The organism is Pseudomonas sp. GW821-FHT07F05 (assembly GCF_059418765.1).
In genome coordinates this window covers 102,126-126,559 of sequence record NZ_JBWKQL010000008.1, presented here as the reverse complement: position 1 = coordinate 126,559, position 24,434 = coordinate 102,126, and the positions used below count along the sequence as shown (strand labels likewise).

The window sequence follows — 24,434 nt, the reverse complement described above, 5'->3', positions numbered from 1 at the left end:
AGGATCGGGGTCTTAAGGTGTGAGTGGTGGGCACTGGCAAAAGTTTGATTTTTGTTGAGGGACTTTTTGACGCGGGGGTTTTTCAGCGTGGGGCAAAGCGGGGCGAGCGTGCTTCAGGACGAATCCCCCGCGATCACGGCTGTGCCGGGCATCCTTGCGATGCACCGGCACAGTGATTACGGGCGGACTCATCCATTCAAACCAATGGCGTCAGATCACATGGCGCGTTCGTTGGCGTCACGCTGTTCGCACGTCATGAAGCCCTTGCTGTTGACGCGGCCATTGTTGTCGAAGGTGACGTAGTAAGCCTGCTGATGGCCTTCGCGATTCAGCACGTAGTTGTTGCAAGTGCCGGGGTGGGCGCGACGCTGAACAGTTGTCGATGGCGTGCCGCCGATGGTCAGGACTTGTTCCTTGGTCATGCCTTCTTCGACTTGCTTGACCAGCGGCTCATTGCGATAGGTCGCGTAATCAACCGGGTTGGGCAGGGTGGTCGATGCGCAACCAGCCAATGCGGCCATGGAAATCACTACTGCCAGGGATTGCTTGAACATTCGAATCGCTCCGCGAAAAAGGCCATTGTTGGCCCGTTGCTCTTAGGAGCATTGGAGAGGCAAAAGAGTTCGATCAAATTGATGGCGATGGGGCATTACCCGCACCTGTCGCGCTTAGGGGCAATCGCGGGCCATCCTGGGCTGATTGTCGTCAAATCTCACCTGCCGAAAATTGCTCGCACGTTCGCGAAACAGCGAGGTCAATCTGATGGCATGGTCGGGAGATGCAGTTCTCACCTGGTTTAAATCAGCGATGACTACCCGCTCGACCATTTCGACATCGTCAACCAGCACTTCGGTCTGGTGGGCAAGGGAGCCAATCCCCTGGGTGGTTCCTGAAACACGCCGCGCGTCTCAAAGCCGCCGGTCTTTGACTTATTTGGCCGTAGTTCGTGATCAGTCGACCCGTGAGGTCGCGTAGGAAGAGATGCGATGAGCGATAAAGAGCTTTATGAAATCGAGTACACGCTGGCCGGTGAGCACCATGTGGATCTGATTGAAAACCTCGACGTGCCGATCATCGAGGTCGTGCACGAGCTGGCGCTCAAGCACAACGTGGCCGTTGAAGATGACCCCTTCGATACCGGTGAAGACACCATCGGTCTGCCCCATGTGCTGGGCATTACCGATGTGTCGATTCACGCTGCGGAGGATCACGACAAAGCCTGATTGCCGGGCTCATCCGACAGACAGGTTTAACGGATCGCGGCCTTGCGCAGCGGTGTGGTCCAGCGTTCTGCCAGGATCACCCCGCCCAGCGTCAGGGCACCGCCGATAAAGTGATACGACGCCAGCTGCTCGCCCAGCGCGAGCGCGGCAACCAGCGCCGTCAGGATCGGCACCAGGTTGAAAAACAACGTGGTACGGCTGGGTCCGAGGATGGAAATCGCTTTCATCCACAGCAGCGGCGCGAGCATCGAGGTCGGGATGCACGCATAGAGCACCAACGGAATGTTGCTCGCATTCAATCCAGTCTTCGGTGAAATCACGAACAGTGGAAACAGCGCAATGATCGCCACCAGAATCTGCAGATAGAGCAGCTGCAACGGCGGCATGCGCAACTGCCATTTCTTCAGCAGCGTGCTGTAGGTCGCATAGGCCAGCGTTGCGACAAGCATCATCACGTCGCCGATGTTGATGCCGTGGGCAACCAGCAAGCTCCAACTCCCCTGTGACACCACCCATAAGACGCCGGCAAACGACACAATTGCACCGACCAGTGCGCCTGCAGTCAGCCGCGTGCCGAGGCTGACGATCGACATGCCCAGCGTCATCACCGGCACCAACGACAGAATGATGCCCATGTTGGTGGCCGTCGTGATATTCGCCGCGTAGTACGCCAGGCTCTGATAAATCGCCATGCCCAGGACGCCCAGCACCACCACCTTGCCGATGATGGGTTGGATCTGCGCCCGGTTGCGCAGCACGGGGCCGAGCAGAAACGGCGTGAACAACACCCCCGCCAGCAACCACCGATAGAAGCCGATTTCAGCCGGGAAAATACGCCCTGCGGCGGCCTTGGTGATGACGTTGTTGCCCGCCCAAATCATGACGGTCAGCAGTGGATAAAGGTATTGCATGAGCGAACCGGCTGTTGAATGAGGCGCCATTATCGGCCTGTCAGTCCGCACGTCCAGCGCACGCTGTGCATTTGCAGAAATATGCAGCAACATTCTTTGACTACACTGCTTTGAAAGCCATGCAGGTGCCTGGCGCTTCCGGAGAAAACCGATGACGATGCTGCGTATTCCTCTGCTGGTGTTGGGCCTGCTGCTGAGCGCCCAGGGTTTTGCCGCCACCGCGCAACAAAACAAGATGACCACCTGCAACGCCGATGCCTCGGCCAAATCCCTGAAGGGCGACGAGCGCAAGGCGTTCATGAGCACCTGCCTGAAGGCCGCGCCTGCGCCTGCCGCCACCCAGCAGGAGAAGATGAAAACCTGCAACGCCACGGCCAGCACCCAGGCGCTCAAGGGCGATGCGCGCAAGGCATTCATGAGCGATTGTCTTAAAAAGAAATAATTTTCCGATCCGATTCCAGGCGCTGAAAAGCGGCGCCAGCCCCTGTACTTTCTGCGATTGCGGCCGATGATCTGGCCTGCAATCGCAGCCTCCTCACGCTTGAGCCTTCAAGGGCTTTCGCGTCGCTGGTTCTCCACTCAGAACGCTGGCAGACTGCCCATCCTTCACGCCGCTCGTTTTGAGGCTGTATGCCAACGTTTACGCCCCGTCAAGTCTATCTGGCCAGTTGCATTCTCGTGTTCGGCGGGTTGCTGCTGGTCCTGCCGCTCAACCTTCTGCCCAGTCTGCTGGCGGGTTTGCTGGTGTATGAGCTGGTCGACATGCTCACGCCGCAGCTGCAACGGCTGATTGCCGGCGAGCGCGCGCGGTGGCTGGCGGTGGCGTTGCTGGGCACTCTGGTGGTGACCGTGTTGGCGTTGCTGTTTGCCGGCGCGATCAGCTTTTTGCTGCACGAAGCGGAAAACCCCGGCGCGTCGCTGGATAAATTCATGATTCTGGTGGACCGCGCCCGCGGTCAGCTGCCGCCCTTCATCGACAACTACCTGCCGGCCAGCGCCACCGAGTTTCAGGTGTCGCTCAGCGCCTGGCTGACCAAGCACCTCGGCGAGCTGCAACTGCTCGGCAAGGGCGCGGCGCACATGTTCGTGACGCTGCTGATCGGCATGGTGCTGGGCGCGATCATCGCCTTGCAGCGCATCCCCGATGTCACCAAGCGCAAGCCATTGGCGGCGGCGCTGTTCGAGCGTCTGCACCTGCTGACCCAAGCCTTCCGCAATATCGTCTTCGCGCAGATCAAGATCTCGCTGCTGAACACGGCGTTCACCTCGATCTTCCTGGCGGTGATCCTGCCTCTTTGTGGCGTGCACCTGCCGCTGACCAAAACCCTGATCGTGCTGACCTTTCTGCTGGGCCTGCTTCCGGTGGTGGGCAACCTGATGTCCAACACGCTGATCTTTATCGTCGGCATGTCGTTGTCGATCTGGGTGGCGATGGCGGCGTTGGGGTACCTGATCGTGATCCACAAGGTCGAGTATTTCCTCAACGCACGGATCGTCGGCGGGCAGATCAGCGCCAAGTCGTGGGAATTACTGCTGGCGATGCTGATCTTCGAAGCCGCCTTCGGCCTGCCGGGCGTGGTCGCAGGGCCGATTTATTACGCGTACCTGAAAAGCGAACTGCGCCGGGCGGAGTTGGTATAGCGACTGGTGCTCAACAGATGTGCCCCCTTTTCACGGCTGCACGCGGTCAGTGGGACCGGCTTTAGCCGGGAAGAGGCCAGTGGGTGCACTTAAGATTTGCGGCGTGACGCCCGGCGTCTTCCCGGCTAAAGCCAGTCCTACAAGTGCATGCGGTCCCACTAAGAGCATGCGGTCCCACTGAGGGCAAGACAGCTGCGAATCAGCCGTAGCGTTTTTTCGCCTCGATCGCCAAACCGCTGCCGATGCTGCCGAAGATGTTGCCTTCGACGTGCCGGGCCTTGGGCAGCATGGCGGCGACGCTGTTGCGCAGGGCCGGGATGCCACTGGAGCCGCCGGTAAAGAACACGGTGTCGACATCGGTCACGCCCACGCCTGCCTGATTCAACAGGTTCGTCACGCTGCCGCGCACGCGTTCGAGCAGCGCATCGATGGACGACTCGAACAGCTGCCGCGTCAGGTCGACGCTCAGGCCGGGTTCGACGCGGTCCATCGGCACCAGACGGCTGTTTGCTTCGGTCAGCTGGATCTTGGTCTCTTCCACTTCCATCGCCAGCCAGTGGCCGGCGCGTTGCTCGATCAGCTTGAACAGCCGGTCGATACCTTGGGTGTCTTCGATGTCATAGCGCATGCTGCCCAGCGCCAGTTGCGACTTTTGCGAATACACCGAGTTGATCGTGTGCCAGGTCGCCAGGTTCATGTGCGTGCTGGTCGGCATGTAAGCGCCGCTTTTCATGCGGCTGCCGTAACCAAACAGCGGCATCACGCCCTGTAGGCTCAACTGCTTGTCGAAGTCGGTACCGCCGATGTGCACGCCGCCGGTGGCGAGGATGTCGCTGTGGCGGTCATCGATCAACCGACGCTCCGGGGACAGACGCACCAGCGAGAAGTCCGACGTACCACCGCCGATGTCGACGATCAGCACCAGCTCTTCACGGTCCAGGGTCGACTCGTAGTCGAACGCCGCCGCAATCGGCTCGAACTGAAAGGAAACGTCCTTGAAGCCGATCTTGCGCGCCACGTCGGCCAAGGTGTCTTCGGCCTCTTGATCGGCGGCAGCGTCGTCATCGACGAAATGCACCGGCCGGCCCAGCACCACCTGATCAAAGGATTGACCGGCCGCAGCTTCGGCGCGTTTCTTGAGTTCGCCGATGAATAGCCCGAGCAGGTCCTTGAACGGCATCGCCGTACCGAGGACGCTGGTGTCGTGCTTGATCAGCTTGGAACCCAGCAGGCTCTTGAGCGAGCGCATCAGGCGGCCTTCGTAGCCCTCGAGGTACTCGTGAAGGGCGAGGCGACCGTAGACCGGGCGGCGCTCTTCGATATTGAAAAACACCACCGAAGGCAGCGTGATCTTGCCGTCCTCCAGCGCGATGAGCGTTTCCGCTCCGGGACGCAGCCAGCCGACCGTGGAGTTGGACGTGCCGAAATCGATGCCAAGGGCACGGGCCGGGGATGGAGTGCTCATCTGCTTTGCATACCAGTCAAAAAACGGCCGCGCAGTGTATGCGAGTGCGCGCCGGATGCGTAGCGCGAAACGTCGGTTTATCAGCCGCCGGGCATCTATTTCGCGCGCGTGTCTTGAACTGCGGCCCCGAGCCCCAATCTAGCAGGCAACTCTTAATGCTTTTGGCCGGTCTGGACAGCGTTTCATTTCGCGCGACTGCGTGCCGATAACCTTGCAACGTTCAACGCTGCCAGCGTTCACATATGAAACGCGGTGCGGACTGGGCTGGATATTCCAGAATTGGGTGACCGTCAGATGGACTTCAAAGACTATTACAAGATCCTTGGCGTAGAGCCGACGGCGGACGAAAAGACAATCAAGACCGCCTATCGCAAGCTCGCGCGCAAGTATCACCCCGACGTCAGCAAAGAGCCTGGCGCGGAAGACAAATTCAAAGAGGCTTCCGAGGCCTATGAAGCGCTGAGCGATCCGGAACAGCGCGCCGAATACGACGAGATTCGCAAATACGGTAGTCAGGGCCGGTTCCAGCCGCCGCCTGGCTGGCAGGGCCGTGGCGGCGCGGGCGCAGGGCCGGGTTTTGGCGGCGGCGGCTTCGAGGACGGAGATTTTTCCGACTTCTTCAGCTCTATCTTCGGCAATCGTGGTGGTCAGCAAGGCGGTCGGGCGCAGAGCCCGGGGCGTCGAGGGCAGGATGTGGAGATGGAACTGGCGGTGTTTCTGGAGGAGACACTCTCCACCGAGTCCAAGCAGATCAGCTTCAAGGTGCCGCAGCACAGCGCCAACGGCCAGCGCATGGCGGACATCACCAAGACGCTGAACGTGAAGATCCCGGCGGGCGTCACCGATGGCGAGCGCATCCGCTTGAAAGGGCAGGGCGCTCCCGGCGTGGCCGGTGGCGAGAAGGGCGATCTCTATCTGATCATTCGTCTGGCGCCGCATCCGATGTTCGACGTCGAGGGCCACGACCTGATCATCACGGTGCCGATCGCGCCGTGGGAAGCGGCGCTGGGCACCAAGGTCGCCGTTCCGACACTGACCGGCAAGATCAACCTGACCATCCGACCGGACAGTCAGAACGGCCAGCGGCTGCGGGTCAAAGGCAATGGTCTGTTGAACAAGCAGGGCCAGCGCGGCGATCTGTACGCACAACTGAAAATCGTCATGCCCAAATCCACCGATGAGGCTACCAAAGCGCTGTGGGAGAAGCTGGCCGAGCAGGCCGCGTTCGATCCGAGGGCTCAATGGAGTAACTGATCATGAGCAACACCCTGGTCATCGACATGCAGGAGTTCTGTCAGGTGGTCGACCTGCCGGCCGCCTTCGTCATCGAGATTGTCGAACATGGCATTCTCGAACCCCAGGGAAGGCAGCCGGACGAATGGCTGTTCGACAGCGCGGCGCTGTCGATTGCCAAACGCGCGGTCAAATTGCATTACGAATTGCAGCTGGAATGGGACGGCGTCGCCCTGGCGCTGAACCTGCTCGACGAGCTTGAACACGTGAGGGCCGAAAACCGCATGCTCAGGCAGCGGTTGGGGCGGTTTCTCGACTGACAGGCTGGCGTGGAGGGCAGTGCGGGAGCGAGCTTGCTCGCGAAGAGGCCCTCTCATTCGTTACATCTTCGGCAGCAGGACTGCCGCCTTCGTGAGCAAGCTCACTCCCACAAGTGCTGCGTTTCTGCCAGATAGCGATCTTCCTGCTGACGACGTCATTGTGGGAGTGAGCTTGCTCACGAATAGGCCCTTCCGCTACATCTTCGGCGGCAGGACTGCCGCCTTCGTGAGCAAGCTCACTCCCACAGGTATCGAGCACCCCTGCAACAGCGCGGTGTTTGGCCGATAGCGATTCCGTGCAACCGCCTGCTAGCCTTTCTTCGGCAATTCCACGGTAAACGTCGTGCCGTCACCAACGTTCGACACAACCGTGATGCCGCCGCCATGGGCGTTCACCACTTCTTTGACGATGAACAGTCCCAGGCCCAGGCTGGTGGACGGGTTGTGGATGCCGGCCTTTTCATTGGCCGAGCGCACCAGCGGGTCGAAGATGCTGCCGATGGCTTCTTCCGCAATCGGCTCGCCGTCGTTGTGCACCGAGAGGCTCACGTGGTTTTCACTGCCGGTGAGCGTGACGGTGACCCGACGCGTCGCCGCGCCATGCTGCAAGGCGTTGCCAATCAGGTTCTGCAGCAACTGCGCGATGCGCGCCTGATCCCACTCGCCCCGGGTCTCACCGGTGCTGGTGAACACTGCGTTGCAATCGGGCTGCCCCGCCGTGGCCGCGTCAATGGCTTCACGGCAGGCGAGGGTCATCTCCATCGGCTTGCGTTCGACCGGCAACGTGACGCCGAGACGGCTTCGAACGAACTCCAGCAAATCGCTGATCATCGTTCCCATCAACAGACTGCTGCTCTTGATGCGCTTGATATACGCAAGATCGGCGTCCGTCAGCGCGGTTTTGCGCATCAGCACTTCGGACGACATGCCGATGGCCTGCAAGGGCGCGCGCAGGTCGTGGCCGAGAATGGCGAGAAAGATGTCACGGGAACGCGTCACGCGATCGGCGTAGGCGGCCGTCGACTCGGCCAGGGCTTCGTCGATGGCTTCGTTGAAGCGAATCATGTCAGTGAGGTGACTGGCCTGTGGCTCTTTCTGGCTTTCTGCCCAGAAGCGCACGACCGTGGCCCGAAGATGACGGAATTCGGAGGTCATCTGCACCAGATCAAACCCGACGATATGCCGCAGCTCGCCATGACTGGAGGCGGCCTGATCGAGTGTCGGGGTTTTGCCGATGTCTTCGCCCTGAGCCTTGGCGATGCGCTCGGCTTTGGTCTGGGCGGTGTTCATGTCACGCGCCGCCGCGAGAAGGATCGCCTCGGCGTGGTCGCGCAGCTCGACTGAACTCATCTGGGCGGCTGCGGGCGTCAGCGTGGCCGCAAACCGTTCCCACTCATCGACGATGCGATCCACATTCTGAACGATGAAGTCCGAAAGACGCATGGGGGACTACCTTGCTGGCGGGGCGCTGAATGAGAGCGCGCATAGTACCGCCATGTTGTTGCAGGAAGCATCACGCATTTGCGTGCGCTTCCTCTTAGTGTTGGCTCGCCGTCCAGTTGAAGCGCTGTCAGGCAGCCAAAACAAGCCATGTAGGAGACCGGGGTCGCGCCCCACCGTGCTCACGAAGGCGGCATTTCAGCCACTGAAAGAGTGGGTGGATGCGCCGGCCCCTTCGCGAGCAAGCTCGCTCCCACAACAAAGTGAGTTCTGCGCTTAGAACAGAAAATACCGCTGCGCCATCGGCAAGACCTCGGCCGGCTCGCACCACAACAGCACGCCGTCGGCCTTGACCTGATACGTCTGCGGGTCCACGTCGATGTTCGGCAGGTAGTCGTTGTGGATGAGGTCGGCCTTGGTCACGCTGCGGCAGCCCTTCACCACCCCAATCTGTTTCTTCAGCCCCAGCTGCTCCGGAACGCCGGCATCAAAGGCCGCCTGGCTGATGAAGGTCAGGCTGCTGGCGTGGAGCGAGCTGCCGTAGCTGGCGAACATCGGGCGGTAGTGAACCGGCTGCGGGGTCGGGATCGAGGCGTTGGCGTCGCCCATCAGACTCGCGGCAATCGACCCACCTTTAAGGATCAGCGTCGGTTTCACGCCGAAGAAAGCCGGGCGCCAGAGCACCAGGTCCGCCCATTTGCCCACTTCCACCGAGCCCACCTCATGGCTGATGCCGTGGGTGATCGCCGGGTTGATGGTGTATTTGGCGATGTAGCGTTTGGCGCGGAAGTTGTCATTTCCCTCGCCGTCACCAGGCAATGGCCCGCGCTGGCGTTTCATTTTGTCGGCGGTCTGCCAGGTGCGCATGATCACTTCGCCGACGCGGCCCATGGCCTGGCTGTCGGAGCTGAGCATCGAGAATGCGCCCAGATCATGAAGAATGTCCTCGGCGGCAATGGTCTCGCGGCGGATGCGGCTCTCGGCGAACGCGACGTCTTCGGCGATACTGGGGTCCAGGTGATGGCAGACCATCAGCATGTCCAGGTGCTCGTCGATGGTGTTGCGGGTGAACGGCCGGGTCGGGTTGGTCGAGCTCGGCAGCACGTTAGGGAAGCCGCAGGCCTTGATGATGTCCGGTGCGTGACCGCCGCCGGCGCCTTCGGTGTGGTAGGTGTGAATGGTGCGGTTCTTGAACGCCGCCAGGGTGGTTTCGACGAAGCCGGATTCGTTCAGGGTGTCGGTGTGGATCGCCACCTGCACGTCGTACTGATCAGCGACGCTCAGGCAGTTGTCGATGGCTGCTGGCGTGGTGCCCCAGTCTTCGTGCAGCTTGAGGCCGATGGCGCCGGCCTCGACCTGCTCGATCAGCGGCTCGGGCAGGCTGACGTTGCCTTTGCCGGTGAAGCCGATGTTCATGGGGAACGCTTCGGCGGCCTGCAGCATGCGCATCATGTGCCACTTGCCGGGCGTGACCGTGGTCGCGTTGGTGCCCGTCGCCGGGCCGGTGCCGCCGCCGATCATGGTGGTGACACCGCTCATCAGCGCTTCTTCAATCTGCTGCGGGCAGATGAAATGGATGTGGGTGTCGACGCCGCCGGCGGTGAGGATCATGCCTTCGCCTGCAATCACTTCGGTCGCCGCGCCGATGGCGATGGTCACGCCGGGCTGGATGTCCGGGTTGCCGGCCTTGCCGATAGCCGCGATGCGCCCGTCCTTGAGACCGACGTCGGCTTTGACGATGCCCCAGTGATCGACGATCAGTGCGTTGGTGATCAGCGTGTCGACGACTTCGGCAGCCACGCCCTGGCCCTGGCCCATGCCGTCACGAATGACCTTGCCACCGCCGAACTTCACTTCCTCGCCATAGACGGTGAAATCCTGCTCGACCTCGATCCACAGCTCGGTGTCGGCCAGACGCACACGGTCGCCGACAGTGGGGCCGAACATGTCGGCGTAGGCTTGTCGGCTGATCTTCATACTTCGTTCCTCGAATCAAAGCGGCAAGCCTCAAGCGGCAAGCTGCGAGTAAAAGCGAATGTTGTGTACGCCGCGGACTGCTGTGCTTGGCGCTTGTAGCTTGGCGCTTGCAGCTTGACCTGGCTGGAAAGTGAACGCGTTTTACAGTTCCCCCATAACTCTTCCGGCAAACCCGAAAACCCGCCTCAACCCGGCCAGGTCTACCAGTTCCACTTCCCGCGCCTGCCCTGGCTCGAAGCGCACGGCGGTGCCGGCCGGGATGTTCAAACGCATGCCCCGGCTGGCGGCGCGGTCGAAGGTCAGGGCGTCGTTGGTCTCGAAAAAATGAAAGTGCGAGCCGACCTGAATCGGCCGGTCGCCGCTATTGGCGACGCTGAGGGTGATGGTGCGGCGACCGGCGTTGAGCTCGATGTCGCCGGGCTGGATCTGGTACTCACCAGGGATCATGCGCTCTTCCTCGACAGTAACTTGTAGTAAATGGCCGTGGCCTTGTATTCGCCGTCAGGGTTGCAGGCGTAGTCCGGCAGCAGCCCCGACAGCTCGTAACCCAGCGCGCGATAGAAATCTTCAGCATCGGAACCTGCCAGCGTGTCCAGAAACAACAGCCCGCGCTGATGCTGCTGCGCGGCCTGTTCCACGGCGGTCATCAATTGAGTTGCCAGCCCGCGCCGACGCGCCTGACTGAGCACCAGCAATTTCTGCACCTCGGCGCGGTTCAGGCCGTTGGCCTTCTGGCACAGCGCCAATTGCACCGTCGCCAGCACCTGGTCTTCTTCTGCCACCACCCACAGCAGCACGTTGCCCTCCCTTACCTCGGCTTTGACGCCGTCCCACCAGTCGGCAGCCTCCTCGGCGCCTAGATCCGCCATGAACCCGACCGACGCGCCGTCTTGCACGGCGTCGAGCAATAGCGCCACCAGCCCCGGGCGGTAGTGGGCAAAACTTTCTGGCGTGACGCGGCGTAAGTGGGCGGCATTCATGGACGAAATCCTTTCAGAATGAACATTCAGGCGACAGGCTTGATGCCGGGCGCTTGCGAGGGTGGAGCAGAGGCGCCGGGCGACAGGTCCAGTTGCATGAAGGTCAGGTCCAGCCAGCGGCCGAACTTGGTGCCGACCTGGGGCATCTGCCCGGTCGTGATGAAACCCTCGCGCGCGTGCAGGTGAATCGACGCCGCGTTTCCGCTTTCGATAGCCGCGACCATCATGTGCTTGTCGCAGGCACGGGCCCGTTCGATCAGCGCTTTCATGAGCAGCGGACCCAGGCCGTTGCCCCGTTGATCGGCACGCACGTAAACCGAGTGCTCAACGGTGTGGCGAAAGCCTTCGAATGGCCGCCAGTCGCCGAACGACGAATAGCCCAGCACCTGATCGTCGGCGTCGACCGCCACCAGAATCGGGTATGCCTGGGCCTGGCGCGCGGCGAACCAGGCTTCGCGGTTGGCGAGATCCACCGGCTGCTCGTTCCAGATCGCCGTGGTGTTGAGCACGGCGTCGTTGTAGATGGCCAGCACGGCCGGCATGTCCGTCAGCAGTGCGTCACGAATCGAATAGGTCATGTTCGTTTCCACGGGTTCCTGTGTGGCTGTTTCAGTGGGCATCTCAGCGTCGATGCGCCGCTCAGGCAATCGGTTGATGCACGGTGACCAGCTTGGTGCCGTCCGGAAAGGTGGCCTCGACCTGGATTTCCGGGATCATTTCAGGGATGCCCTCCATCACCTGTTCACGGGTCAACAGAGTTGTCCCGTAGTGCATGAGGTCGGCGACGGTCTGGCCGTCCCGCGCACCTTCCAGCAGGGCGGCGGAAATGAAGGCCATCGCTTCCGGGTAGTTGAGCTTCACACCGCGTGCCAGCCGCCGCTCGGCCACCAGGCCTGCGGTGAAGATCAACATCTTGTCTTTTTCGCGTGGTGTCAGGTCCATGGTGTTTGTCCGTCTCAAATAACTGAATAAGTCAGCGCTGCAATGTATCTGTAGGAGTGAGCTTGCTCGCGATTGCGGTGTGTCAGAGACATATTCCTATCTGACGGATCGCTATCGTCCGGATGCGGCCCAGACCAAGCTCACTCCTACAGGTTGTCTATGCGTGCCCCGAGGGAGCGGGTCGGGCAACGCGTCCCATCAAGTGCTCCAGATCCGCGGCGCCACCGCTTCCCGGCCCAACAGGGCAGGGCGTAGCAGCTTCCATAATGCAATCAGCCAGGCCCGAGCATGCAGGGCTTCGTCTGCCAGGCAACGGGCGATGATCAGCCCGGGCAGCTGGCTCAGGTCGCCGCGCACGGGGGAATGTTCGGCCAGCTCGCGGCAGCGCTCCATCAATTCAGCGTCGATTTCCCCGGTCACTATCAGCGTTGCGAACACCGGTTTGCCGCCCAGGCCGATCGGCGAATCCAGCAAGCCGTCGTTGCCGACGATGCGCTGGCGCTCGTGCCACAACAGCGTGCCGTCACGCCGGATATCCAGATGCGCCTGAAAGTGGCCGTGATCGAAACGCTCGCCACTGGCCGGTCGGCCCAGCGCAACCACATCCCAATAAAACAGCCGGGCGTCGCCTTCAAGGTCGATCCGCGTGGTCAATTCAGCCTTGGCCTCGCTGAACACGATGCTCTCCTGGGGCAGCCATTCCAGCGTGCCCCCTGCCGCGACTTTGATGTCCAGTTGTTGATAAGCCGGACCCGCCGCGCGGTACCACTTCGCTGCGCCGGGGCTGGTCAGTTGCGCCCAGGCATTGGCGCCCACGCTGGCGCTGATGTCCAGCCGGTCGCCGCCGGCAATGCCGCCCGGCGGGTGAACGATGATGTGCTGGCAGACCTGCGGGCCTTCTGCGTACAGATGCTTTTGCACCCGCAACGGACCTTTATGGCGTCGCTGGGTCGGGCGCGTGCTGTCGCCGAAACGCCCATACGCCAGCTCCAGCTCGGCATGCCAGCTGGGGGTGAACAGGGCGGTGTGGGCAGGAAGATTCATAAGTCGATTATCGTGTTATCGAAGGACCGTACCTTAGCTGATCGGCGCATCAAATGGTGACCAGACCCCGAACGCCTTCGGCCTCCATGTTTTCGCCACGGCCCTGCTGGACGATCTCGCCGCGGGACATGACGATGTACTGATCCGCCAGCTCGGCGGCAAAGTCGTAGAACTGCTCGACCAGCAGAATTGCCATGTCACCACGCGCCGCGAGTTTCTTGATCACCGCGCCGATTTCTTTGATCACCGAGGGCTGAATGCCTTCGGTGGGTTCGTCAAGAATCAGCAGGCGAGGGCGACTGGCCAGGGCGCGACCGATCGCCAGTTGCTGTTGCTGACCGCCGGACAGGTCACCACCACGCCGGTGCTTCATCTGCAGCAGCACCGGGAACAGCTCGTAGATGAACGCCGGGACTTCCTTGGCCTCTGAGCCCGGGAAACGCGACAGGCCCATCAGCAGGTTTTCCTCAACGGTCAGTCGGCCGAAAATCTCCCGGCCCTGGGGCACGTAGGCGATCCCGGAATGCACACGCTGGTGGGGCTTGAAACCGGTGATCGGCTTGCCTTCCCAGTGCACCACGCCTTCTTTGGCGGGCAGCAGCCCCATCAGCACTTTCAACAACGTGGTCTTGCCCACGCCGTTGCGACCGAGCAGGCACGTGACCTCGCCGATTTTTACGTCAAACGACAGGCCTCGGAGGATGTGGCTGCCGCCGTAGTACTGGTGGAGCTTTTCGACTTGGAGCATGGCCAGTTTCTCAAGAAATCCTATGATCGTTCCCACGCTCTGCGTGGGAACGCCGCATCGGGCGCTCTGCGTCTGCTTCATGACGCGGAGCGTCACCGGATGCATTCCCACGCGGAGCGAGGGAACGATCAGCAGATCGGAGGTTTACCGCCCCAGATACACCTCAATCACCCGTTCATCCGCCTGCACGTCTTCCAGCGATCCTTCCGCCAGCACGCTGCCCTGGTGCAGCACGGTGACGTGGTCGGCGATGGTGCCGACGAAGCCCATGTCGTGCTCGACCACCATCAGCGAGTGCTTGCCGGCCAGGCTCTTGAACAGCTCGGCGGTGAATTCGGTTTCGGCGTCGGTCATGCCAGCGACGGGCTCATCGAGCAGCAGCAATTGCGGATCCTGGACCAGTAACATGCCGATCTCCAGAAACTGTTTCTGGCCGTGGGACAACAGCCCGGCGGGCCGTGACATCGACGCGGTCAGGCGAATGGTTTCCAGCACCTCGTCGATGCGGTCGCGCTGTTCGCCGTTGAGCTTGGCCCGCAGGCTGGCCCACACCGATTTGTCGGTCTTCTGCGCCAGCTCCAGGTTTTCGAACACGCTCAGCGCTTCGAACACCGTGGGTTTCTGAAACTTGCGCCCGATCCCGGCCTGGGCGATCTGCACTTCGCTCATCTTGGTCAGATCAAGGGTTTCGCCGAACCAGGCCTTGCCGTGACTGGGGCGGGTCTTGCCGGTGATCACGTCCATCAGCGTGGTCTTGCCCGCACCGTTGGGGCCGATGATGCAGCGCAGCTCGCCAACGCGGATGTACAGATTCAGATCATTGAGAGCCTTGAACCCGTCGAAACTGACGCTGATGTCTTCCAGAGTCAGGATCGTGCCGTGCAGGGTGTTCAGCCCCTTGCCGGCAACCTGCCCGAGACCGATGGCGTCGCGGCTGGTACCGGCATCGCTGTTCGGGTCGAGCACCGGATCGAATGCGGGCGTCGGAGTGCTTTTCATTGCTCGCCCCTTTTCTTGATCAGGCCGATCACGCCTTTGGGCAGATACAGCGTCACCACGATGAACAGCGCGCCGAGGAAGAACAGCCAGTATTCAGGGAAAGCCACGGTGAACCAGCTCTTCATGCCATTGACCACACCGGCGCCGAGCAGCGGGCCGATCAGCGTGCCGCGACCGCCCAGGGCGACCCAGACTGCCGCTTCAATGGAGTTGGTTGGCGACATTTCGCTCGGGTTGATGATGCCGACCTGGGGCACATACAACGCCCCGGCCAGGCCGCACAACACGGCGCTCAACACCCAGACGAACAGCTTGAAGCCGCGCGGGTCGTAGCCGCAGAACATCAGGCGGTTCTCCGCATCGCGCACGGCGGTCAACACGCGACCGAACTTGCTGCGCGCCAGACGCCAGCCGACGAACAGGCTGCCCGCCAGCAACGCCACTGTCAGCAGAAACAACACGGCGCGGGTGCCTTGGGAGGTGATGCTGAACCCCAGAATGCTGCGAAAGTTGGTGAAGCCGTTATTGCCGCCAAAGCCGGTTTCGTTGCGGAAAAACAGCAACATGCCGGCGAAGGTCAGGGCCTGGGTCATGATCGAGAAGTACACGCCCTTGATCCGCGAACGGAAGGCGAAGAAGCCGAACACCAGTGCCAGCAACCCCGGCGCCAGCACCACCAGGCACATGGCCCAGAGGAAATGCTGCGTGCCGACCCAGTACCACGGCAGTTCGGTCCACGACAGAAAGGTCATGAACGCCGGCAGGCTGTCACCCGACGCCTCGCGCATCAGGTACATGCCCATCGCGTAACCGCCGAGGGCGAAGAACAGCCCGTGGCCCAGGGACAACAGGCCGGCGTAACCCCAGACCAGATCCAGAGCCAGCGCGACGATCGCGTAGCAGAGGATCTTGCCCACCAGCGTCAGCGTGTAGGCCGACACCTGCAGGCCGTTGCTTTCAGGCAGCAAGGACAACAACGGCAGGGCGATCAGCAGGGCAAGAATGACCGCGCCGACCGCGACCGTGACTTTGGTGCCGGCGCGTTGTGCGGCAGTGACCATCAATGGCTGATTCATCAGTCGATCACCCGTCCTTTGAGTGCGAAGAGGCCTTGCGGACGTTTCTGAATGAACAGAATGATCAGCGCCAGGATCAGGATCTTGCCCAGCACCGCGCCGATCTGCGGTTCAAGGATCTTGTTGGCGATGCCCAGCCCGAAGGCCGCCGTGACGCTGCCGGCCAGCTGACCGACGCCCCCGAGCACGACCACCAGGAAGGAGTCGATGATGTAGCTCTGGCCCAGGTCAGGGCCGACGTTGCCGATCTGGCTCAGCGCCACGCCGCCCAGACCGGCGATGCCGGAGCCGAGCCCGAAGGCCATCATGTCGATGCGCCCGGTGGGTACGCCGCAGCAGGCGGCCATGTTGCGGTTCTGGGTGACGGCGCGCACGTTGAGGCCCAGGCGCGTTTTGTTCAGCAGCAGCCAGGTCAGCACGACGACAAACAGCGCGAACGCAATGATGACGATGCGGTTCCAGGGCAGCACGAGGTTGGGCAGCACTTGAATGCCGCCCGACAGCCATTCCGGGTTGGCCACTTCGACGTTCTGCGCGCCGAACACCACGCGAATCAGCTGAATCAGCATCAGGCTGATGCCCCATGTCGCCAGCAGTGTTTCCAGCGGGCGACCGTACAAGTGGCGAATGACCGTACGCTCCAGCGCCATGCCGATGCCCGCGGTGACGAAAAACGCGATCGGCAGCGCCACCAGCGGATAGAACTCAAGGGCGCCGGGGGCGTAGCGCTGGAACATCATCTGCACGACGTAGGTGGCGTAGGCGCCGAGCATCAGCATCTCGCCGTGGGCCATGTTGATCACACCGAGCAGGCCGAAAGTGATCGCCAGTCCCAGCGCCGCCAGCAGCAGAATCGACCCGAGCGACAGGCCGGCGAAGGCTTGCCCGAGGATCTCGCCGAACATCAATTTGCGTTTGACCTGAGCCAGGCTGGTTTCGGCCGCCAGGCGCACGGTAGCGTCGGTTTCGACGTTGGGTTCGAGCAGGGTTTCGAGACGGGTGCGGGCCAGCGGATCACCGGTTTCACCGAGCAGACGCACGGCGGCGAGCCGCACGGTGGGGCTGATGTCGACCAGTTGCAGATTGGCCAGCGCCAGGGTCAGGGCGGCGTGAACGCTGTCGTCCTGTTCGCTCGCCACTTGCTGCACCAGCAAGGGCAACTGCGCCGGACGGGCGCTTTTTTGCAGGACCTGCGCGGCGGCCAGACGGACTTTCGGGTCGGCGGCTAAAAGCTGATGGCTGGCCAGCGCGGTATTGATCAGGCCGCGAAGGCGGTTGTTCAGGCTGATGGCTTGGGGCGCATCGGGGTTGGGTGCATCGGCCACCGCGGGGGCGTCCGGGTCGACGGCGATAAAGCTGTCGCCGTTCTGGATGAACGCCCGGTTGCTGCTGTCGGCAGCGACGCGGCCATCCTGCAGGGCAACCAGCAACTCGACGCGCGCCGGGTCAGGCCTGGCGGCCCAGCTTTCCAGCAATTGGGCGCGCTCGGAGGAGTCGGCCGCAACAAAGTCGCCGGCCTCGCTGGCGTGGGCGGCGAAGGGCAGCCACAGGCACAGCGCGAGAATAAGGTGATGGAAGTATCTGGGCATATCGAATCCTGAGAGCACCCGCATGACGTAACGTCAGACGAGGAACCTGTAGGAGTGAGCTTGCTCGCGATGGCGGTATACCAGCCGACATCATCGTCACAGGCAGATCGCGATCGCGAGCGAGCTCACTCCTACAGGGATAGGTTCAGCCGGAACATTTCAACCGACCGTTTACCCTGTTTTTTCCTTAGTTGCTCTTCACCGCGTAGTCAGGCTTTTTGTCGTTGCCCGGAATGAACGGGCTCCACGGCTGGGCGCGAATCGGTTCTTTGGTCTGCCAGACCACGTTGAACTGACCGTCGGCCTTGATCTCGCCGATCATCACCGGCTTGTGCAGGTGGTGGTTGGTTTTGTCCATGGTCAGGGTGAAGCCCGACGGCGCGGCGAAAGTCTGGCCAGCCATGGCTTCGCGGACTTTATCCACATCGGTGGACTTGGCTTTCTCGACCGCTTGCGCCCACATGTGGATACCCACGTACGTGGCTTCCATCGGGTCGTTAGTCACGGCCTTGTCGGCGTTCGGCAGGTTGTGCGCCTTGGCGTAGGCCTTCCAGTCGGCGACGAACTTGGTGTTGACCGGGTTCTTCACCGATTCGAAGTAGTTCCACGCGGCGAGGTTGCCCACCAGCGGCTTGGTGTCGACGCCGCGCAATTCTTCTTCGCCGACCGAGAACGCCACCACCGGTACGTCGGTGGCTTTCAGGCCCTGATTGCCCAGCTCTTTATAGAACGGCACGTTGGAGTCGCCGTTGACCGTGGAGATCACAGCGGTTTTGCCGCCTGCCGCGAACTTCTTGATGTTCGACACGATGGTCTGGTAATCGCTGTGACCGAACGGGGTGTAGACCTCTTCGATGTCCTTGTCCGCCACACCTTTGGAGTGCAGGAACGAGCGCAGAATCTTGTTGGTGGTGCGCGGGTAGACGTAGTCGGTGCCCAGCAGGAAGAAGCGCTTGGCCGCGCCGCCGTCTTCGCTCATCAGGTATTCAACCGCAGGAATGGCCTGCTGGTTAGGCGCGGCGCCGGTGTAGAACACGTTCGGTGACATTTCTTCGCCTTCGTACTGCACCGGGTAGAACAGCAAGCCGTTCAGTTCTTCAAAGACCGGCAACACCGATTTGCGCGACACCGAAGTCCAGCAACCGAACACCACGGCGACCTTGTCCTGGGTCAACAACTGACGACCTTTCTCCGCAAACAACGGCCAGTTCGACGCCGGGTCGACCACCACAGGCTCGAGCATCTTGCCGTTGACGCCGCCCTTGGCGTTGATTTCATCGATGGTCATCAGCGCCATGTCCTTGAGCGAGGTCTCGGAGATGGCCATGGTGCCGGACAAAGAATGCAGAATGCCGACCTTGATGGTTTCGGCCGCCTGAGCGGTCCAGGTCAAACCCATCGCTGCGATCGATGCAGACAAAGTGAACGCTTTCAGCAAACTACGACGCTTCATTGGCTAGCTCCATTCCTTGATTTTTTTAGATGACGGCTGTTGGCGGTGCAGAGTTGAGTCTGCTTAGGCTTTAGCAAACGCTGGGCCAAGGCCGCGCGCGTCGCAAAATGGAATGAAAAAGTCGCCTGCACAGGGCGCCCCGCACCAATGTGGATCGGTGCGAGTCAGGTGGTGCGTCAGGTGCGCCCAACTGGTGCGATCCCTTTGGAGTCGCAAGGCTGGGTGGTCTGACGCGATTGGCGAGAAGGGCTACCTCACAAAAAGCTCACGCTCGCCGGTGAACAGATCGAATGTTTCGTACACCAGCCTGTCCGGCGCGGTGAAATAGGCGAACGTTTCTCCGTTCACCTCTCTGAACGCCCTGAGTTGCAGGCGGGTGCCGGGCGGGATGGCGACGTGATCACCGAGAAAGCCCGAGAACATGTTTTTCTTCGGAACCGACGGCGCGAAGATCAGAAATACCGGATGCGTATTGCTCGGCGCCGGGTCAGTCACGAAGCTGTCGAGGCTCCAGCGCACGGCATTGGTTCGGCTGATCGACGCCGATTGCACGCCCGCATCCACGAACACCGCACCGAGCTCGCGTCGCAATTGCTGCAGGCCCTCGTCTGTTACGTGCGCGGCGCGGAACGCATCGCCTTTCCATGAGCGCAGGCGGTGGAACTGGTTGAGGAATGCCTGCGTGCGGGGTGTTCGCGCGCCGCTTCTCAAGAGTCGGTTGATCTCGGCCGAGCCCCCTTCGATATAGTCGAGCAGTTCGGGGTAGAGCTCCGCTTTGGCGTGGTTTGCGAGGGCCAGGAAGCGCGGTTCATCAAGGGACGGTTCAGTGATGGAAATGCCTTCGATTGGGGTAGGCCATCCGTTGAGCAATCGGCTCAAGTCATGCCGGGCCTGTCGGTCGGCCTGTGGACTCAGGCGTACGACCGGTTGCGAGACCTTCTTCCAGCCCCCGGTGCTTGACCGGACGACATATTCATCCTCATGGATCAGTAGCGCTGGATCCCGAGGATAGGGGCGATACAGGCGAGATCGTCCGAACAGGTTGAAGCGTCGACCCACGTAACCCGTTTCAGAGCCGAAGGTGATTTCGGTGAATTTGTTCGGGTCCAGCCGCGTGACCATGCCCGACTCCGCAAAGAAGGGCGCACCAGCGGGTGACAGCATATAGCCGATTTGCACCTGCCCATGGCGTCCGGTGCGGCGGACCAGATGCGGGCGTTTTATCATCGCCAGTTGAGGCCCCTTCAGCGCTGCGGCGCTTGCTCGACCAATCCCGGCAGTCAGCAAATAACCGGCCGCGTCCATAAACTCTTGGGCTGCACCCTCCCAGTCGTCTTCATCCACTTTTTGAAAGCCGCTCCAGGCGTTGTAAAGGCCCAGCCCCAGTGCGAGCGGAACCATGACCGGCGGGGGCAACAGCAGCAGTGCGATGCTCACGACCATGTCGAATACCTGCTTTCGGGAATTGCCACCACCAGGCTGGACCAACAGGGATTTCGCTTCTTCTTTCAGTTGGCGGATCCTGATCCTGAAATGCTCGTCAAACAGGTCGCCGGTCTGCGTCACGAAGACCACTGGCTTTATCAAATGGGACGGGGCGGGAAATGGACCTGGCAGCGACGTCAATGCGTCTGGAAAGCGCCAGTGCTTGAGCCACTCCTCATAATCGAGCATCACCCGGGCCAGGCGCCTGTCGGCCAATGGCATCAACCTCGCCACGTAGGATTTGTACACGTCTTGTTCCAGAAACGCCTGGGTGAGATGGAACATGCTGTCAAAGGTGCGGAACACCACGTTATCCGGCGCGTTAAGCGTGCAAAGGGTCAGAGGCCCCCTGTCGAATTTGCCGACCGGGGCAATCAGCATGATGTCCGGGATTTTTACCCCGCTGATCTGCAGTAATCGCACCTCGATCCTGACCCCGTCCACCCCCTGACGCCGCTGTGAATCGGGACCGTCCAGTACCGCTTTGATCCAGGCCAGCCGGTTTTCAGGAAAGCCGTTCAGCTCACTCTCGATATACGCCATGCCCAGGCGCGCCAACAGCAACTCGCGGTGCTGATGCTTCAACTGGTCAGCGAAATCAGAGTGGTCAAAGTGTTCGGCAAGGTAGTCATCCAGTCGCTTTGGCATGTCGATTCGCGCCAGCAACTCGCGCGTGAATTCTGCGGAGAGCAACGGTATTTCTGCACCGTGCCCGTCTGCAGCCCGCAACTCGCTGGCATCCTGAGCGGTCACCCGCAGTGCGTTGTCGTGGGCCAGGGCGTGCAGTGAGAAGGTCTGCGAGTGAGTCTCGGTTTCCATCACGGTGATAGGGTAAAAGCGCACCGGGATGGGCTGGTGGAACATCGCCGTTACCACAATCTGTCGGGGCGACAGTTGAATGTTTTTCTCCGCCAGTGCGGCGCTGACCGTCGCATCGGCGTAAGCCCTCAGGACGTGCAGGCTGTCAGCTTGTGGTGTGTTGAAGTGATCAAGGCTGATGCGCCGGATTGCGCGGATCGCCTGCGCGTACACCGTCGCGTGTCGCGCCCATTCGACGTGCTGATCTTCATTCATCCGTTGCCACCACTCAGGCATCTGCTCGCGCACCACATCGCAATCCAGCAGGCGCTCGATGCGGTGGTTATCGAACAGCTGTTCCGAGGCCATCAGCTCGAAAATCAGCCGCTGGAATGAGGGTTGATCCAGCCTGAGGGACTGAGCGATTTTCACCGCGTGATCAAAGTCGGCCTTCTGTTTGATGATCTGCAATGTCAGCAGCAGGCTCATGAAATTGTTGCCCAGCCTCTGCAAGCTCCAGCGCAGAGCGGGCTGCGCGTTTTCAACGCCGGGAAGCGCCAGTGCCACTACGTCATCGAGCGTGAGATGGCTCAGCAGCCGACCGCGTTGAGTGTCCTCGGCAAGGCGTCGGGTGAGAGTCTCGGTGAGCTGATGCAGTGAATCGAATCGCTCCAGGCTGTCGGCGGGGGTGTACAGAATGACCTCGCCCAGTGACGCGTCGTCGGTTGCCGGAACCTGATCGCTGCGTTGTTCGGTGATCACAAACGTGCCGGTCAGAGGAAACAGCGGACCGTCGCTCCTACCCAGCGACAAGCTGAACACATCGTATTTCTGCAACGGCTCGGGCGAGGTGTCGACGCCGTAATCCAGCGTGTCGTTAAGCATGCTGTGCAGATGCGGCTGAAACTGGCCGCGCTCCACACGCATCTGGCCTTCCAGCCTGAGCAGTTGAACCCGGTCGGCGAGAAAGTCATCGCGCCGGGTTTTGCCGGAAGGCTGAATCTCTGCCCAGTGATCCGAGAGCCGTTGCTTGTACCGCTCGGCCAGCGTTTGTGCGACGCAGGTGTACAAAGTGGCCAGCGCGTCGCGGTCCAGTCCGCCAAGGGAGGGCGTGTCAGACGAAGGAAACTCTGTGGCGTAGAGCCCGGCAGACTCGACGTTCTGCCATTCAAAGAGCCCGGTGAAATGGGCTACCAGGCTGGCAAGCAGCGGGTAACTGCTGATGGTCGCCGTTGCGGCAGGTTGCGGGTTTCGCTCTCGGCAGACGAGCCGCGCACTGGCGCAGTCAACCACAAGACCGGGATGGGTCAGGCGAAGGCATTCGGCAAACGTCTGTTCAAGGGCCTGGGTGAAATCGGGCAGCTCGTAGCGTGTCAGCGCGGGGCTGTCAGCGATGGGTGTGGAGGTAGACGTAGTTGAGGGAGTGACGGTTGTGGGATTCATGGTGCCTGTTCATTGCATGGGGGATGATTCGCAGAACCGTTGGGTTCGGCAACTCATTGCATGGAGTCAGGGCTTGGGGCGTGCGTCTGTAGGCACTCTCTGGCCTGAGCGCGAAGGGAAAGCGACCAGGCAAGTAGGATTTTTCGGGGGAGAAAGGCAGCGCTCAGTGAGCAGATAAAACAGGTGCGGAGCCTGAAACCCGAAATGAGGAGGAATTCATCACTAAACCACCCAAAAGAGGTTCCAGGCCCCGCGAGACGCAATCTAAGCTGTTGTCGCCATTTTGGCAAAGCGCGAACGCACTATTCGATCGAGCAGCCACACCGCCAGCATCGAAACGCCCACCAGTGGGAAGGCCACGCCCAGCACGATCATCACCGCCGTCGCAGTTTTCCAGCGCGGCAAGTCATGGCGCAAAGGCGGAACGCCAAAGCCGTTCTGCGGGCGACGCTTCCACCAGATCACGATTCCGCTCACCGAACTCAGCAGCACCATCAGGCAGATGAACAGAATCAGCAGCTGGTTCACCCAGCCGTACATCTTGCCTTCGTGCAGCATCACGCCCAGTTCAGTGGCCTTCGACACCGTGCTGTAATCGCTGTAACGCACATCCGCCAGCACCTTGCCGCTGTACTGATCGACGTGCAGCGTGGCGTCATTTCGCGGGTCGTCGGCGAATACGGAAACGGTGAATACGCCGTCAGCCGTTTTCGGTTGGGTGATGCTGTAGCCCGGCTCGATATGGTGCGCCTTGGCAATGTCCACCACTTGCTGAAGGGAGATGCCCGGCGCTGCGGGAGCGCTGGACATGTGCATGTGATTCATGTGCTCGGCGTGATCCCCGGACGACACCGGCATCGGCGTGTTTTCCATGGCCCACGGCACGGTCTGTATGCTCGCGCTGTTCAATGCGCCCGCTTGCTTATCCGACTTGGGTACGTCATTCCACATGGCCGCCGGAAAAGTGTTCCACACGTCGGCGTAGACCTTTCCCCACATGCCGGTCCAGGTCATGCCGCTCAGCAGCATGAACAGCAGCGCCACCGAACCCCAGAATCCGGTCACCGCGTGCAGGTCGCGCCAGAGAATGCGACCACGCGCGGTGAGGCGAGGCCAGAGCACGCCGGCCGGTGATCGCCCTCGCGGCCACCACAGATACACACCTGAAACCACCAGCACGATGCCCCAGCCAGCGGCCAGTTCCACCAGCCGGTCACCGACGGTGCCAATCATCAGTTCGCCGTGCAGTTCGCGCGCGATGGCTTGCAGGTTTTGCTTGGCGTCCTGGGTACCGAGCACCGTGCCGCTGTACGGATCGATGAACACGTTCACGTCGCGGCCGTCGTTTTTCACCACGAACTGCGCGCTGCCCTCGGCATTCAGCGGCGGCAGGTACTTGCTCACCTGCGCCTGTGGATAAGCCGTCAGCACGCGGTTTTGCAGGTCATCGGCACTGAGTGAGTGGTGAGCGGGTTTGACCGTCAGCAGGTCGCTGTACATCAGCGTGTCGAGCTGAGGCTTGAACAGGTAAATGATCCCGGTGACCGCCAGCAGGATCATGAACGGCGCGACGAACAGGCCGGCATAGAAATGCCATCGCCACGCCAGGTTGTAGAAAGACACATTCGGTTTGGACATGGTGCAACGCTCCCGTCAGGGAAAACACG

The 24,434-nt window shown here is 61.3% G+C and carries 22 protein-coding genes and 1 pseudogene; 6 read left to right on the top strand and 17 right to left on the bottom strand.

The genetic code is table 11. The features are described from left to right. Positions 1-215: 215 nt before the first annotated feature. On the bottom strand, positions 216-554 hold the full coding sequence (gene osmE / locus AC07RO_RS17510; RefSeq protein WP_133774484.1) for an osmotically-inducible lipoprotein OsmE: 339 nt from the start codon (positions 552-554) through the stop codon (positions 216-218). A 174-nt stretch (positions 555-728) separates the two neighbouring features. Here osmE and AC07RO_RS17505 point away from each other — a divergent pair. Continuing rightward, positions 729-928: pseudogene (locus AC07RO_RS17505) on the top strand (triacylglycerol lipase); the annotation flags it as partial. Between the two features lie 58 nt (positions 929-986). After that, complete coding sequence (locus tag AC07RO_RS17500) at positions 987-1,223, top strand: hypothetical protein (RefSeq protein WP_037015625.1); 237 nt, start codon at positions 987-989, stop codon at positions 1,221-1,223. 26 nt (positions 1,224-1,249) lie between these two features. Here AC07RO_RS17500 and AC07RO_RS17495 read toward each other — a convergent pair whose 3' ends face one another. After that, positions 1,250-2,134, bottom strand: coding sequence for a DMT family transporter (locus AC07RO_RS17495; RefSeq protein ID WP_495086674.1), 885 nt, complete (start codon positions 2,132-2,134; stop codon positions 1,250-1,252). A gap of 151 nt (positions 2,135-2,285) precedes the next feature. Here AC07RO_RS17495 and AC07RO_RS17490 point away from each other — a divergent pair, with 151 nt between their 5' ends. Together AC07RO_RS17490 and AC07RO_RS17485 are read left to right on the top strand one after the other, a co-directional pair. Further along, positions 2,286-2,576 (top strand): PsiF family protein, encoded by a 291-nt coding sequence (locus tag AC07RO_RS17490; RefSeq protein ID WP_346626821.1) that lies wholly within the window; start codon positions 2,286-2,288, stop codon positions 2,574-2,576. A gap of 188 nt (positions 2,577-2,764) precedes the next feature. Continuing rightward, positions 2,765-3,775, top strand: a complete 1,011-nt coding sequence (locus AC07RO_RS17485) for an AI-2E family transporter (RefSeq protein WP_133774480.1) — start codon at positions 2,765-2,767, stop codon at positions 3,773-3,775. A gap of 199 nt (positions 3,776-3,974) precedes the next feature. Here the strand turns inward: AC07RO_RS17485 and AC07RO_RS17480 are convergent, their stop codons facing one another. Then, entirely contained in the window at positions 3,975-5,240 is a 1,266-nt protein-coding gene (locus AC07RO_RS17480; RefSeq protein WP_495086673.1) for an Hsp70 family protein, read from the bottom strand. A gap of 294 nt (positions 5,241-5,534) precedes the next feature. On the opposite strand from AC07RO_RS17480, the gene cbpA reads away from it, so the two are divergent. Both cbpA and AC07RO_RS17470 read left to right on the top strand, forming a co-directional pair. After that, positions 5,535-6,494: a curved DNA-binding protein gene (cbpA, locus tag AC07RO_RS17475; RefSeq protein ID WP_495086672.1), complete on the top strand. Its 960-nt coding sequence runs from the start codon at positions 5,535-5,537 to the stop codon at positions 6,492-6,494. Between the two features lie 2 nt (positions 6,495-6,496). Next, complete coding sequence (locus tag AC07RO_RS17470; RefSeq protein WP_282367806.1) at positions 6,497-6,793, top strand: chaperone modulator CbpM; 297 nt, start codon at positions 6,497-6,499, stop codon at positions 6,791-6,793. A 309-nt stretch (positions 6,794-7,102) separates the two neighbouring features. Here AC07RO_RS17470 and AC07RO_RS17465 read toward each other — a convergent pair whose 3' ends face one another. The 14 genes from AC07RO_RS17465 to AC07RO_RS17400 form a co-directional block, all read right to left on the bottom strand. Continuing rightward, on the bottom strand, positions 7,103-8,236 hold the full coding sequence (locus tag AC07RO_RS17465) for a sensor histidine kinase (RefSeq protein WP_192173462.1): 1,134 nt from the start codon (positions 8,234-8,236) through the stop codon (positions 7,103-7,105). 273 nt (positions 8,237-8,509) lie between these two features. Then, positions 8,510-10,210 (bottom strand): urease subunit alpha, encoded by a 1,701-nt coding sequence (ureC, locus tag AC07RO_RS17460; RefSeq protein WP_495086671.1) that lies wholly within the window; start codon positions 10,208-10,210, stop codon positions 8,510-8,512. 141 nt (positions 10,211-10,351) lie between these two features. Further along, the gene (locus AC07RO_RS17455) at positions 10,352-10,657 is read right to left on the bottom strand and encodes an urease subunit beta (protein WP_065987755.1); all 306 of its coding nucleotides are present in this window, start codon (positions 10,655-10,657) and stop codon (positions 10,352-10,354) included. Further along, the gene (locus AC07RO_RS17450; RefSeq protein ID WP_495086670.1) at positions 10,654-11,190 is read right to left on the bottom strand and encodes a GNAT family N-acetyltransferase; all 537 of its coding nucleotides are present in this window, start codon (positions 11,188-11,190) and stop codon (positions 10,654-10,656) included. Before AC07RO_RS17450 ends, AC07RO_RS17455 begins: the two co-directional genes overlap by 4 nt. A gap of 26 nt (positions 11,191-11,216) precedes the next feature. Continuing rightward, the gene (locus AC07RO_RS17445) at positions 11,217-11,768 is read right to left on the bottom strand and encodes a GNAT family N-acetyltransferase (RefSeq protein WP_423570825.1); all 552 of its coding nucleotides are present in this window, start codon (positions 11,766-11,768) and stop codon (positions 11,217-11,219) included. Positions 11,769-11,829: 61 nt separating this feature from the next. Next, positions 11,830-12,132, bottom strand: a complete 303-nt coding sequence (locus AC07RO_RS17440) for an urease subunit gamma (protein ID WP_020293711.1) — start codon at positions 12,130-12,132, stop codon at positions 11,830-11,832. 198 nt (positions 12,133-12,330) lie between these two features. After that, the gene (locus AC07RO_RS17435) at positions 12,331-13,176 is read right to left on the bottom strand and encodes an urease accessory protein UreD (protein ID WP_495086669.1); all 846 of its coding nucleotides are present in this window, start codon (positions 13,174-13,176) and stop codon (positions 12,331-12,333) included. 49 nt (positions 13,177-13,225) lie between these two features. Further along, positions 13,226-13,924 (bottom strand): urea ABC transporter ATP-binding subunit UrtE, encoded by a 699-nt coding sequence (gene urtE, locus AC07RO_RS17430; protein WP_495086668.1) that lies wholly within the window; start codon positions 13,922-13,924, stop codon positions 13,226-13,228. A 144-nt stretch (positions 13,925-14,068) separates the two neighbouring features. After that, positions 14,069-14,923, bottom strand: a complete 855-nt coding sequence (gene urtD, locus AC07RO_RS17425; protein ID WP_192173458.1) for an urea ABC transporter ATP-binding protein UrtD — start codon at positions 14,921-14,923, stop codon at positions 14,069-14,071. Then, positions 14,920-15,999, bottom strand: a complete 1,080-nt coding sequence (gene urtC / locus AC07RO_RS17420; RefSeq protein ID WP_495008501.1) for an urea ABC transporter permease subunit UrtC — start codon at positions 15,997-15,999, stop codon at positions 14,920-14,922. The genes urtD and urtC overlap by 4 nt, the downstream gene beginning before the upstream one ends. Then, on the bottom strand, positions 15,999-17,588 hold the full coding sequence (urtB, locus tag AC07RO_RS17415; RefSeq protein WP_495086667.1) for an urea ABC transporter permease subunit UrtB: 1,590 nt from the start codon (positions 17,586-17,588) through the stop codon (positions 15,999-16,001). The genes urtC and urtB overlap by 1 nt, the downstream gene beginning before the upstream one ends. A gap of 187 nt (positions 17,589-17,775) precedes the next feature. Continuing rightward, positions 17,776-19,041 carry an urea ABC transporter substrate-binding protein gene (gene urtA / locus AC07RO_RS17410; RefSeq protein ID WP_122533769.1) on the bottom strand — a complete coding sequence of 422 codons (1,266 nt, stop codon included), beginning with the start codon at positions 19,039-19,041 and terminating at the stop codon, positions 17,776-17,778. 249 nt (positions 19,042-19,290) lie between these two features. After that, positions 19,291-22,767 carry a dermonecrotic toxin domain-containing protein gene (locus AC07RO_RS17405; protein WP_495086666.1) on the bottom strand — a complete coding sequence of 1,159 codons (3,477 nt, stop codon included), beginning with the start codon at positions 22,765-22,767 and terminating at the stop codon, positions 19,291-19,293. Between the two features lie 264 nt (positions 22,768-23,031). Further along, a complete protein-coding gene (locus AC07RO_RS17400; protein WP_495086665.1) occupies positions 23,032-24,405 on the bottom strand; it encodes a PepSY-associated TM helix domain-containing protein in 1,374 nt (457 codons plus the stop codon). Positions 24,406-24,434 lie beyond the last annotated feature (29 nt).